9 protein-coding genes are annotated in these 12443 nt (G+C 52.9%); 4 read left to right on the top strand and 5 right to left on the bottom strand.

The genetic code is table 11. The features are described from left to right. Positions 1-386 precede the first annotated feature (386 nt). The 5 genes from CFE47_RS12055 to glcD form a co-directional block, all read right to left on the bottom strand. Positions 387-2579 (bottom strand): malate synthase G, encoded by a 2193-nt coding sequence (locus tag CFE47_RS12055; protein ID WP_286837274.1) that lies wholly within the window; start codon positions 2577-2579, stop codon positions 387-389. A 97-nt stretch (positions 2580-2676) separates the two neighbouring features. Then, on the bottom strand, positions 2677-3084 hold the full coding sequence (locus tag CFE47_RS12050; protein WP_223508285.1) for a heme-binding protein: 408 nt from the start codon (positions 3082-3084) through the stop codon (positions 2677-2679). 30 nt (positions 3085-3114) lie between these two features. Next, a complete protein-coding gene (gene glcF, locus CFE47_RS12045) occupies positions 3115-4332 on the bottom strand; it encodes a glycolate oxidase subunit GlcF (protein ID WP_223508286.1) in 1218 nt (405 codons plus the stop codon). 3 nt (positions 4333-4335) lie between these two features. After that, on the bottom strand, positions 4336-5400 hold the full coding sequence (glcE, locus tag CFE47_RS12040) for a glycolate oxidase subunit GlcE (protein ID WP_286837271.1): 1065 nt from the start codon (positions 5398-5400) through the stop codon (positions 4336-4338). After that, complete coding sequence (glcD, locus tag CFE47_RS12035) at positions 5400-6899, bottom strand: glycolate oxidase subunit GlcD (RefSeq protein WP_286837269.1); 1500 nt, start codon at positions 6897-6899, stop codon at positions 5400-5402. Before glcD ends, glcE begins: the two co-directional genes overlap by 1 nt. Positions 6900-7136: 237 nt before the next feature. On the opposite strand from glcD, the gene glcC reads away from it, so the two are divergent. The 4 genes from glcC (at position 7137) to CFE47_RS12015 (ending at position 12391) form a co-directional block, all read left to right on the top strand. Continuing rightward, a complete protein-coding gene (glcC, locus tag CFE47_RS12030; protein ID WP_286837267.1) occupies positions 7137-7904 on the top strand; it encodes a transcriptional regulator GlcC in 768 nt (255 codons plus the stop codon). A 496-nt stretch (positions 7905-8400) separates the two neighbouring features. After that, positions 8401-9771 carry a purine-cytosine permease family protein gene (locus tag CFE47_RS12025; RefSeq protein WP_286837265.1) on the top strand — a complete coding sequence of 457 codons (1371 nt, stop codon included), beginning with the start codon at positions 8401-8403 and terminating at the stop codon, positions 9769-9771. Positions 9772-10006: 235 nt separating this feature from the next. Then, on the top strand, positions 10007-10759 hold the full coding sequence (locus tag CFE47_RS12020) for an SDR family oxidoreductase (RefSeq protein WP_286837263.1): 753 nt from the start codon (positions 10007-10009) through the stop codon (positions 10757-10759). A 429-nt stretch (positions 10760-11188) separates the two neighbouring features. Next, positions 11189-12391 carry an MFS transporter gene (locus tag CFE47_RS12015; RefSeq protein WP_286837261.1) on the top strand — a complete coding sequence of 401 codons (1203 nt, stop codon included), beginning with the start codon at positions 11189-11191 and terminating at the stop codon, positions 12389-12391. Positions 12392-12443: the final 52 nt, after the last annotated feature.

The raw sequence follows: 12443 nt of genomic DNA, 5'->3' as shown, positions 1-12443 counted from the left end.
CTATTGATATCAATATGATGGCGGCAAGGTTGGATATTGAAAATTTCAGCCACTTCGTGACACCGGCTGTGCGGCATCAAGGGGCGGATCAACATTCTGGAACGCAGTAAAGACACCCTAGTGCGGTGGTCAGATTTGACCTCAACCGGAAGGCTATCCGCACGGTACCAGCTCGCTGCTCGGGCGGGGCTGGTGGAGCGAAAGTACTGCCTACAGCGCGACCATGTGAATCATGCCGAAGCTGGCGAGCAAGGGGATTTTGTAAAGCGCTTCTCGACATCAGAAGCGCTCTGGATTCAGACGTTCAGGGCTCGGCCTTTGGCCAAGTACTTACACCTCCATGGAGCAACGAACGGGTCACTTACAGGGTCGCTGGTGCTCGTCGGTTAAGCATTTTTTGACTCATCGATAATGCTCTTAAAGCCCAGTCGAAACTCGTGTAGTAGCGGTTCGGTATAACCGCTAGGCTGCGCCTGGCCTTTGAACACTAATGCGCATGCTGCCTGAAAAGCCATGGAGGTTTCGAAGTTGGTTGCCATCGGTTGATAAAGTGGATCGTCGGCATTTTGCTGATCGACCACAGCGGCCATGCGTTTTAGAACCTCCAATGTCAGCTCTTCGCTAATGACCCCGTGTCGCAACCAGTTGGCAAGGTGCTGGCTGGAGATACGCAGGGTGGCGCGGTCCTCCATCAAGCCAACATCGTGAATATCCGGGACCTTCGAACAGCCGATACCTTGTTCAACCCAGCGCACCACATAGCCCAGTAATCCTTGAGCATTATTTTCGATTTCTTCACGAATCTCCTCAGCTGTCCAGTTGGCTTGTGGCACGACAGGAATAGACAGTAGTTCGCGAAGAATTTGCTCGCTTGCAGAGGTTAAGTCGACTTGTTCGAGTTCGGCCTGAATGGCTCGCACTTCTACCTTGTGATAATGCAATGCATGCAAGGTGGCGGCGGTAGGTGAGGGGACCCAAGCAGTGCTGGCGCCAGTTTTGGGGTGAGCGATTTTTTGCTCGAGCATAACGGCCATTTGATCCGGCATCGCCCACATGCCTTTACCTATTTGGGCCCGACCGCGCAAGCCACAAGCCAACCCGACCAGAACGTTGTTGCGTTCATAAGCCTTGATCCAGGGAGTGTTTTTCATGTCGCCTTTTCGCAGCATGGCTCCGGCTGCCATGGAGCTGTGAATTTCGTCCCCGGTACGATCTAGAAATCCGGTATTGATGAAGGCGACCCGTGCAGACGCTGCACCGATGCAGGCTTTGAGATTGGCGCTGGTGCGTCGCTCTTCGTCCATGATCCCCATTTTCAGGGTATTGCGCGGGAGTTTGAGCAAGTCTTCGACACGTCCGAACAATTGATTCGCAAATGCTACCTCGGCAGGCCCATGCATTTTCGGTTTGACGATGTAGATACTGCCGGTACGAGAATTTCCTCGGCGTGACAGATCATGCAACGCAATCAGGCTGGTCATTACGCCATCCAGTATTCCTTCGGGAATCTGCTGGCCTTCGCTATCGGTGACGGCTGGATTGGTCATGAGATGACCGACGTTGCGTATCAACAACAACGAGCGTCCTGGGAGTGTTAATGGGCTCGTGTGTGTTCTGTATTCACGGTCGGCATTGAGGCTGCGAGTGATGCGTCGTCCACCTTTCTCCAGTTCCTCTATCAGATCCCCTTTCATTAGGCCAAGCCAGTTGCGATAGACCGCAATTTTGTCTGAAGCGTCGACAGCCGCTACCGAATCTTCGCAATCGATAATGGTCGACACGGCCGCTTCCAAGAGCAAGTCTTTCACGCCTGCAGCATCGGTGCGACCGATCAGGCTGTTGGCGTCGATCTGAATCTCGATATGTAAGCCATGATTCCGTAGCAGAATTGCAGTCGGTTGCTGCGCTTGGCCTTGGTAACCCAGATATTTTTCTGGTTGTTGCAGTCCGACTGAGTTGCCATTGCTCAATAACACCCGCAATTGGCCATCTTCGACAAAGTAACGCTGCGCATCGGAGTGGGAGTCGCTGGCCAGCGGTGCGGTCTCATCGAGAAAAGCGCGGGCGAAAGCAATAACCCGTGTGCCGCGCAGTTCGTTATAGCCTTGACCTTTTTCAGCGCCATCGGTCTCGGCAATGACGTCAGTGCCATACAGAGCGTCGTACAGGGAGCCCCAGCGGGCGTTAGCGGCATTGAGCGCATAACGGGCATTGACGGCGGGTACCACCAGTTGCGGTCCGGCCTGATGGCAAATTTCGACATCAACGTTGGCGGTGGTGGCCTGCACGAGTTCAGGTTGCGGTTGCAAATATCCAATGGACCGAAGGAAGGCAAGGTAGGCGTTCATGTCACGGATGGGGCCAGGATGGGTGTTGTGCCAGTTGTCCAATTCGCTCTGCAAACGGTCACGCTCGACAAGCAGTGCTCGGTTCAGTGGCGCCAACTCATGCACCAATGCGTCGAAGCCCTCCCAGAAGGCCTTGCGGTCCAGGCCGGTGCCCGGCAGTACCTCCTCATCGACGAAACGTTGTAGGTTGGCCGCCACTTTCAAGCGTTTGCAGTTGACGAAATCAGTCATTTTGGGGTCTCCGCTTACTCATTAATCTGTACTTATTCAGATGGCCTGGCCAAAAAAAAACGGCGGCCAGGCAATCCCTGCCTGCTTTCGTTCTGAATCACTCAGTGCTCAAACATGCAGCCCCTGCTTTGGCCACTTGTGCATCCTGTGCGGAGGTCACGCCAGAGACGCCCACTGCGCCAATCACTTGCCCTTCGATGATGATCGGCACGCCACCTTCGAGAGAGGTCAGTAACGGGGCCGACAGAAATGCATTACGCCCGCCATTGACCATATCCTCGTAACCTTTGGATTCTCGGCGACCCAATGCCGACGTACGGGCTTTTTCCAGAGCGATATAAGCGCCAATCGGTGCACAACCATCAAGGCGTGTAAGGGCCAATGGGTGACCGCCGTCATCGACGACTGCGATACTCACTGCCCAATGGTTCTTCTCGGCTTCGGTACATGCGGCAGCGATAACTCGCTGGATTTCGGACTGGCTCAATATGCTTTTGGTTTTCATCAGGTTCTCCAATGTTGGCTGTTTATGTGTTTAATGCAGGGCTTCTTCGACCAGTTCGATCCAGTGTCTGACAGGGGTTCGACCTGCTCCGTCGAGATGGGTCTGGCAGCCGATATTCGCAGTGACAATGACTTCGGGTTTTCCGCTTTCCAGTGCATTCATCTTGTTGTCTCGCAGCTGTCGGGACAGCTCAGGTTGCGTCAGCGAGTAGGTGCCCGCTGAACCACAGCACAGGTGACTGTCCGGAACTGAAGTGAGGTTGAAGCCCAAGCGCGAAAGTACGGTTTCCACCGCGCCGCCGAGCTTTTGTGCGTGCTGTAATGTGCACGGACAGTGGAAGGCAAGGCGCCGATCACTCAGAATGCCAAGTGTTTCCAAGGGTTCATCCTGCAACACTTCCACCAGGTCTTTGGCCATGGAACTGACGCGAACGGCTTTGGCCGCATAAGCAGGATCGTCCTTCAGCAAATGCCCGTACTCCTTGACGAATGCTCCACAACCGCTAGCGGTTTGAACAATAGCTTCGGCACCGCGTTCTATGTTCGGCCACCAAGCGTCGATATTGCGGCGGGCACGAGCCAGACCGGTTTGCTGGGCGTTCATGTGATAGTCCACCGCACCGCAGCAACCGGCCTGGCTGATGGGGGTGATGCTGATACCCAGCCGATCCAATACTCGTGCTGTTGCGGCATTGGTATTGGGGGACAGAGTGGGCTGCACACACCCTTCGAGTATCAACACATGCCGGTCATGCTGCTGTGTTGGCCGTGGGCTGGCCGGGTACGATGATCTTGGCAGTTTGGTCTTGAGTGTATCCGGCAGCAGCGGGCGGAACGTCTGGCCGAGGTGAACCAACATTTTGAATAGTGTTGGGCTCAGTACAAGGGCTCGCAGTCCATCTCGTAACAACCGTTGTTTTGGCTGACGAGGCACCGCTTCGTCGACCACAGCACGACCGATGTCCAGCAAGTTGTGATAGTCGACACCGGAGGGGCAGGTGGTTTCGCAGTTGCGGCAGGACAAGCATCGATCCAAATGCTGCTGGGTCTTTTCAGTGACCTCGTTGCCTTCGAGTACTTGCTTGATCAGATAAATGCGTCCACGCGGACCATCCAGTTCATCACCCAGCAACTGATAGGTCGGACAGGTGGCGTTGCAAAAGCCGCAATGCACGCAACTGCGCAAGATGCTTTCGGCTTCATCAGCGCGTGACAGTCGTTTAGCTTTTTCGCTCAGAGTGGTTTGCATGGTTCAGAGCTCCGCGTACATCCGGCCCGGGTTGAAGATCCCTTTCGGGTCGAGTTGAGCTTTCAGTTGACGGTGATAACGCAATAGCGGAGTGGCCAGGGGGTGGAAAGGGCTTTCGGTAGCGCCGCTGCTGTAGCAGGTTGCATGGCCACCGACTTCAGCAACAATCGAGCGTATAAACACTTCATCGGCATCGGATTTCAGCCAGCGCTGAGCACCCGCCCAATCGATCAATTGTTCTCCGGGCAAGGCCAGGGTAGTGGTGTTGTTGGGGAGCGAAAGTCGCCATAGGGGGCGACTGTCCTTGAAGAACACCAGCCGGTGTTCATTCAGTTCGCGCCAATACGAGTCATCGAGCACTTCACCTCCGAGACGGTCATGGGCCGCTGCCACTGAGCCTTCGCCGCCCTCAAGACGCAGGCGCAGCAAGAGCCCATCATGACTGGCGGCACTGATTGGGATGGGTTGCTGACCCCATTCGGCAAGCTTCAACAGGGCCTGATGGCTGTCCATTTCCAGTACGATGCTCACGCAGCGGCGCGGCTTGGGCAGGACTTTCAACGAAACCTCCGTCAGCAGTCCCAGGCCGCCGTAACTGCCCACTAGCAATCTGGAAAGATCGTATCCGGCGACGTTTTTCATGACTTCACCGCCGAAACGCAGATGTTTGCCCAATCCGGTAATCACTCGGGTACCCAGAACAAAGTCACGCACTGAACCGGACCATGGACGACGAGGCCCGGATAACCCCGTAGCTACCATGCCACCCACGGTAGCGCCGTCTTCTGAGTAAGGGGGCTCACAAGGCAACATCTGCCCTGCGGCTTCCAGCGCTGCCGACAGTTCGTTAAGGGAGGTGCCGGCACGAGCAGTGATCACTAACTCCGTTGGGTCATAGCTCACAATGCCTCTATGAATTCGGGTATCGAGCACTTCACCGGCGATTTTTCGCCCAAGAAACGCCTTGCTATTACCGCCCTGAATCCGCAGTGGCGTCGCACTTTCCCGCGCATCGTTTACCTGTGCCAGTAACGTTGGACTGGCGTCGAAGTTCCGTTCGGCTAACATCAGAAACGCTCCAGGTCAGGGAAGGGAAGTTGACCCAAATGCACATGCATGGCGCCGAACTCGGCGCAGCGATGCAGGGTAGGAATGTTCTTGCCAGGGTTGAGCAGGCAGAGAGGGTCAAACGCGGCTTTTACTGCATGAAACAAGGTCAATTCATCGTTGTTGAATTGAGCGCACATCTGATTGATTTTTTCGCGACCGACACCGTGTTCGCCAGTGATGCTGCCACCGACCTTTACGCAGAGTTCCAGGATCTTGCCACCGAAGGCTTCGGCACGGTCCAGTTCGCCGGGCTGGTTGGCATCGAACAGGATCAGGGGGTGCATGTTGCCGTCGCCTGCGTGGAACACGTTGGCAACTCGCAGGTCGTACTCTGCGGAGAGTGCGGCAATCGACTTGAGTACCCCGGGCAGTTCACGTCTGGGGATCGTTCCGTCCATGCAGTAATAATCCGGTGACAGGCGCCCGACTGCCGGGAATGCATTCTTGCGACCGGCCCAGAATCTGACGCGCTCTGCCTCATCACGAGCCTGACGCACTTCGGTAGCACCGGCTTTTTGCAGTACCGTGCGTACCCGATCGCAATCGTCGTGGACATCAGCTTCAACGCCGTCCAGCTCGCAGAGGAGAATGGCTTCGGCATCCACCGGATAACCGGCGTGGATGAAGTCCTCGGCGGCGCGAATAGCCAGGTTGTCCATCATCTCCAGGCCGCCAGGAATAATGCCCGCGGCGATTATGTCGCCTACAGCACGCCCGGCCTTTTCCACGGAGTCGAAACTGGCAAGCAGTACTTTTGCCACTTGTGGCTTGGGTAGGAGCTTGACCGTAACCTCGGTAATGATGCCGAGCATGCCTTCGGATCCGGTGAATAGCGCTAACAAGTCGAAGCCCGGAGAGTCCAGTGCGTCGGAGCCGAGCGTCATACGCTCGCCTTCGACGGTAAGGATGTCTACCTTCAGCAGGTTATGCACGGTCAGGCCATATTTGAGGCAATGGACTCCGCCGGCATTCTCGGCAACATTGCCACCGATTGAGCAGGCAATTTGTGAGGAGGGATCTGGTGCGTAGTACAAACCAAAGGGGGCCGCGGCTTGGGAAATCGCCAGATTGCGCACACCAGGCTGGACACGGGCAAAGCGCGCGGCGGGATCAATTTCGAGGATTTGGTTGAATCGCGCCATCACCAGTAACACGCCTTTTTCTAACGGCAAGGCGCCCCCTGAAAGCCCTGTGCCGGCACCTCGAGCTACCACCGGGATTTTTCGCTCGCGGCAGAGCCTGAGTAAGGTTTCTACCTGCTCAATATGCTGTGGCAGTGCCACCAGCATTGGTGTTGTGCGGTAGGCGGACAGACCATCACATTCGTAGGGTTTAAGTTCCTCCTCGAGGTGGAGGATCTCCAACTCAGGTAAGTGCTCGCGCAGAGTCCGAAGGAACTCGACCTTATCGATGGTTGTTAATACACCGTCGACGCGTTCGTCGTAGAGAATATTCATGGGTAGGCTGACGACCCTTTGTTGTTTTTATTAGAAGGCTGTTCCTTCAGGAACGAGCGACTTGCATCATTGGCCACAGAGGTATTACTGTCCATGAGTCGCAGGACTGGTAGAACCAGTTTTTTCTATACGTGATGAGCTTTTATCTTATAATTAGTAATAATATCAATAAGTTATAAGTTGTTTTATTTCTTGTTGGTTTTGTTTTTTTAACTGGTACTACCAGTTGGAGGTCGAATGGACGGCTTTGAATCTGAACGTGCGCCCCAAGTCGCGGATGTAGTGTGTCAGCGCATTGAGCGCTTAATCGTTGATGGCATTTTGAAAAACGGTCAGATATTGCCGTCTGAACGGCGCCTGACAGAAAAGCTCGGGGTTTCCCGCAATGCTTTACGTGAAGGTCTGAAGTTGCTTCGCGCCAGAGGGATAATCGAGACCGCGCATGGCAAGGGGTCGTACGTTGCTCAACTGTCCGCCCATCCAGCAAGCTCTCCGCTGATGCACCTGTTCAGTTCACAACCACGCACCCTTTATGATCTGTTCGAGGTGCGTAGTTTATTGGAGGGGGAGTCTGCTCGATTGGCTGCGTTGCGTGGCACCGAAGCTGACTTCATATTAATCACCCGCAGTTATGAGGCATTAGTTGCGGCACATTCGCAGTCACTCGAAGCATCAGTACATGCGCGGCTCGATCATGCCTTTCATCTCGCGATCTGTGAGGCGTCACATAATCCGGTATTAGTGCAGACCCTTCGTTCGCTGACTGATCTACTGCTCAGTTCGGTATTTGCCTCGGTCAATAATCTTTATCACCGGGAGCCACAAAAGCGTCAGATTGACCGTCAGCACGCCCGACTCTACAACGCAGTCACCGGCCGCTTACCCGAGCAAGCCCGTAAGGCAGCCACAGCGCATATTCAAAGCATTTGCGAAAACCTCAAAGATATAGAAAGTGAGGAGCAGCGATTGGTGCTTGCCACCCTTCGGCTTGAGGGATGGAGGTGAGCACGTGAAAGAGCGACCGGACACGAAAATTTTGCCAGGGCAGATTCAGGAGATGAAGAACGCCCTATTTTTGGACATGCGGGCACTTTTTTGCACCGTTTTAAAACGACTACGTGTGACGTTGGGAAACGAGGAGTGTTACTAAAGCAGACAAGTGTTCCGAATGATGGCGGTACACCTCATGGCGCATGGGGCGTTTGATGCGGGCTATCTGCGGTTTAGGCGTGTCGCTTGTCTATTTGGCAATACTGGCATGAACACTGCTTTGTAATCCTTTACAGGGTGTGTTGATTGTCGATGCGTGGCCAGGGGAGAGGTAGGGCTACTGATGCTTTTAGAGATCAAAAGCGCGTTAAGTACATTTGACATATTTTTTGTAGGTCGGAATGTAATCCTTTACATGACGAGATTCGATTTATAACCGTTCTCGATGATGAGAGCTCCACCGCGGTTCGCACAACAATAATCGAACTGCGCGCCCATAGAGAGGCCAACGATGGACATCGAAAAAAGAAGCATTGAATTCGTTCCTATGTCGGAGCGCTACGGTCACCCGCGGCGTCTCTTTACAATCTGGTTTAGTGCCAATATGCAGGTGACCACTCTTGTGGTAGGTACCCTAGGCATTGTTGCGGGGCTGAGCCTGGCTTGGACGTGCATCGCTCTGGTTTTGGGCTGTGTTATCGGCACCATTTTTATGGCTGCTCACTCGACCCAAGGTCCTCATCTCGGCATTCCGCAGATGATTCAGAGTCGCGCTCAATTCGGCGTGCTGGGAGCTGGTTTCCCACTCTTGATCAACTACATCTCATTCATTCTGTTTACTGCGGCAAATGGCGTTGTGATGCGTGACGCTATCAAGGTCTTTCTGGATGTGGGCGATAACACAGCTATCGTTTTGTTTGGGCTCGTCTCGTTCATTATCGGTTTCATCGGTTATGAGCTCATCCACCGACTCGGGGCAATCATGTCTGCATTGTCAGGGATCATCTTTCTGGTGGTGGCTTACCTGGCTCTGCAGCATCCTCTGCCTGTGGGGGCAATGGACCTCGGCCAAGGTTTCACTCTGGCGGCGTTTGCCTTGACAGTTACCCAGGCGGCGTCTTGGACATTGGGCTTTGGTCCATACGTCGCTGATTATTCCCGCTATCTGCCGGCGAATATTTCCAGCAAGCAAACGTTCTGGTTCAGCTACATGGGTAACTTGCTGGGCGCAGGATTGGTCATGCTCCTCGGTGCCGTGTTGGCGACCATGTTCACTGATGTGACGACCAACCCAGGCAATGCAATCGCCAGCTTTTTTGGTCCATGGTCAAAAGTCGCGATGGTCATAGTGGTGCTCGGTGTTCTGGAAATCAACTCGTTGAATCTGTACAGCGCCTACATGTCGGCGATGACGATCATTTCCGGTATGCATGGGATGACTCGAATCAGTCGCAAGACGAAATTTATCGTGATGGGGCTGTCAGCTGCCGCCGCCACGTTAATCGCTGTTGCAACGCAATATGACTTTAACGCTTACTTCGCTGACATCCTGATTGCTCAGGTCTATTTCCTGGTACCTTGGAGTGCGATCAATCTCGCTGACTATTACCTGGTCAAGAAAGGAAAATACGTCGTTGCCGATATGTACGATGTGAACGGGAGTTACGGTAAATACAATGTGTCCACGATGATCATCTTCCTGATCGGCGTAGCGTCCACTGTCCCATTCATGGACATGTCGTTCTATCACAGCTATTTCGCCAAGATGATCGGCGCAGACATGAGCTGGATTCCTGCTTTGATCGTTCCTGCAGCGCTTTATGTCGGTTATGCCCGTTATAAAGCCTCTCATCACTTGCCAACGTTGCGTCAGGCAGCTTGAAGCTCCATTTCTAATCCTTCGAAAAAGCTGATGCACCACGTCATCAAGAATTTTGGTATTGTACTCGTGGCTTTGTAATCGTTTACGAGCCTGCTATTTGGTGGCGTGATGCGCAGTTAAGGTCGCCGGAGAGGCAGTAGACGAGTGGAGCAAGGGGATTACCAGTGCAGTTTCAAGGTATCCAAGAGACTCAGATTGCTAGACGTATAGAATTGAACAATGAGGAATCTTCAAAATGAAACTGAAAGACAAAGTCGCGCTCATAACCGGTGCTGGCGCAGGTATCGGCGAGGCTACCGCTCGTCTTTTTGCCCAGGAGGGGGCTAAAGTCGTTGTAGCCGACCGTAATATCGAATTGGCGCTCGCGGTTGCGGAGTCCATTGGGCCACAAGCGTTGGCCGTTCAAGTCGATGTCGCTATCACAGCGCAAGTTAAGGCTATGGTCGAAAAAACCGTCGCGCATTTTGGCGGTCTGGACATTTTGGTCAACAACGCCGGTTTCGGTACCTTGGGAACGGTGGTGACTGTCGACGAGGATACGTGGGATCAAGTTATCGACGTAAACCTTAAGGGCGTGTTCCTCTGCTCCAAGTTTGCAATCCCTGAAATCGTGCGCGGCGGCGGGGGAGCGGTAGTGAACCTGGCATCGACCATTTCCGTTGTGGGGATCAAGGACCGCGCCGCTTACGTTGCAGCCAAAGGTGGCGTCGCTGCATTGACTCGGGCTATGGCGCTTGATCACGCTTTAGAAGGTGTGCGAGTCAATAGCGTCGCGCCAGGGGTTATCGCATCAAGTTACTACGATAAGATCTTCGAAAGTGTTCCAGATCCTGTGGCATTCAAGAAGGGGCTGGAAGCTCGCTCGCCGTTGAATAAAATGGGCGAGCCTATCGATATTGCCAATATGATCCTGTTCCTCTCATCTGATGATTCCAGCTTCGCGACTGGTGCAATGTTCACTGTAGACGGTGGCTACACCGCCTGGTAAAAAGCGATCGGCTAGCGGGCTATTTTTTCTAATGGCTCGCCAGTTGTTCTTCCTCATCTGCCTATTCGTTCAGCCACAATTTCACGGTAAGCTCTTCCCAAGGATTTTGCTTGTTTTTTAAAATGTAATCGATTACAAGTTGGTATTGTGATGTCTCTCCAGTAAAAATGGTTCTCAGGGAGAGAATGCCGTGCGTGCCTTTAATGATTGTTTCGATCGAGCTTTTTTCGGACATGCCATCGAATAAAAAAACATGACTTGTGATCCTTTGAACTGGAACGATTTATGCGGCTCCGTCACGCGCTAAGCGGCCCGCGCGTATAGAGCGCAGTTTCAGATTTTTTGCTAATAGATATTGTTTAGTTTATCTGTTCGAAAGACAGTGCTTTGATAACTGTCGCTATAAGAAAAACAATCTGCGAGGTGTTGATGTTTTATTCCAAAGTTCTACGACGCGCGAGGATTGCTACCTCCGCAATTTTTTTTGCCAACGGAATGGTGCTGGCTATCTGGGCGACGAATATTCCTGGTATGAAACAGGCGCTAGCTCTTTCCGATCAAGAGTTGGGTTTTGCCTTAAGTGCATTTGCGGCGGGAACCATGCTGACAATGTATCTAGCAGGTGCGCTTGTTACGCGTTTGGGAAGTCGCAACACTTTATTACTAGGTGGCTTGCTGGTCGCATTCGTAGTCCCTATGTGCGCATTAGTTAACACTGTAGTTAGCCTTTCTATAGCGATTTTCTTGTTGGGAGTCGCAAATAGTATTCTCGATATATCGATGAATACTCATGGAGCGATAATTGAAGCCGACCGCGGCCGGCCGATGATGTCGTCCTTTCACGCAGTCTTTAGTATCGGTGGGCTAGCGGGCGCATCCACCGTAGCTACGTTGCTGTCAAATAAGCTGGGACTTCTTCAGTGTCTTTCGCTAGCTGGAGTACTGATGGGCGGTATTACGCTGGTCGCCGCAAGATTTTTGGGCAATCTTCAGCCCAAGCTTAAAGACAATAAGTCTACCGCTATTTTGAAGGGTTTCTCCTGGCCGAATCGTGCGCTAATTTGCATCGCTGGCTTGACCTTTTTGTCTTTGTTTATCGAACGCACGCTGATCGACTGGAGTTCGCTTTACCTAATTGATGTCAGCCACACTAGTACCAATATCGCCGCTTTTGCTTTCGGTGCGTTTAGTCTTGCTATGGCGATCGGACGATTGGCTGGAGATTTCTTGATCCGCCGTTTTGGGATTAATTGGCTGTTGACGGTTTCAGGGGCTTTGGGCGCACTTGGGTTGATCGTAGCAATCATCTTCCCTCAACCAACGATGTCCATTGTGGGTTTCATTGCCGTGGGTCTAGGGCTCTCCAATATGACACCGCTTTTATACAGTCAGGCTAGCCGTGCTTTTCCGGGGACGCCAGGTCTGGGTTTAGCAATGAATGGCACTATGGGCTACATCGGTTTTTTACTTGCACCTATTCTTATAGGTTTCTTATCTGAGAGTGTGGGGTTAAAAATTGCGATGGTTGTTCCGACAGTGGCATTCCTGTTGCTCATGAGTAGCCATCTACGGAAAACTCGAATCGATCGTCAAGTTATTGAGCTTCGCCGTACGCAGTCACTTTGCTCATAAAATGGTACGTTGAGGTGCCAGTGTCATCCGTTAGGATATAACTGGCACTGGT

Origin of the sequence: Pseudomonas sp. PGPPP1 (assembly GCF_002255865.1) — a bacterium.
GTDB lineage: Bacteria > Pseudomonadota > Gammaproteobacteria > Pseudomonadales > Pseudomonadaceae > Aquipseudomonas > Aquipseudomonas cremoris.
The sequence above is the reverse complement of the archived record's forward strand: the minus strand, read 5'-3'. Positions and strand labels throughout refer to the sequence as shown.

What these genes read in the sequence shown, in the direction of transcription:
- CFE47_RS12025 (WP_286837265.1), top strand. Translation starts at nt 8,401, where the DNA reads ATGGACATCGAAAAAAGAAGCATTGAATTCGTTCCTATGTCGGAGCGC.
- CFE47_RS12015 (WP_286837261.1), top strand. Translation starts at nt 11,189, where the DNA reads ATGTTTTATTCCAAAGTTCTACGACGCGCGAGGATTGCTACCTCCGCA.
- glcC (WP_286837267.1), top strand. Translation starts at nt 7,137, where the DNA reads ATGGACGGCTTTGAATCTGAACGTGCGCCCCAAGTCGCGGATGTAGTG.
- CFE47_RS12020 (WP_286837263.1), top strand. Translation starts at nt 10,007, where the DNA reads ATGAAACTGAAAGACAAAGTCGCGCTCATAACCGGTGCTGGCGCAGGT.
- CFE47_RS12055 (WP_286837274.1), bottom strand. Translation starts at nt 2,579, where the DNA reads ATGACTGATTTCGTCAACTGCAAACGCTTGAAAGTGGCGGCCAACCTA.
- glcE (WP_286837271.1), bottom strand. Translation starts at nt 5,400, where the DNA reads ATGTTAGCCGAACGGAACTTCGACGCCAGTCCAACGTTACTGGCACAG.
- glcF (WP_223508286.1), bottom strand. Translation starts at nt 4,332, where the DNA reads ATGCAAACCACTCTGAGCGAAAAAGCTAAACGACTGTCACGCGCTGAT.
- CFE47_RS12050 (WP_223508285.1), bottom strand. Translation starts at nt 3,084, where the DNA reads ATGAAAACCAAAAGCATATTGAGCCAGTCCGAAATCCAGCGAGTTATC.
- glcD (WP_286837269.1), bottom strand. Translation starts at nt 6,899, where the DNA reads ATGAATATTCTCTACGACGAACGCGTCGACGGTGTATTAACAACCATC.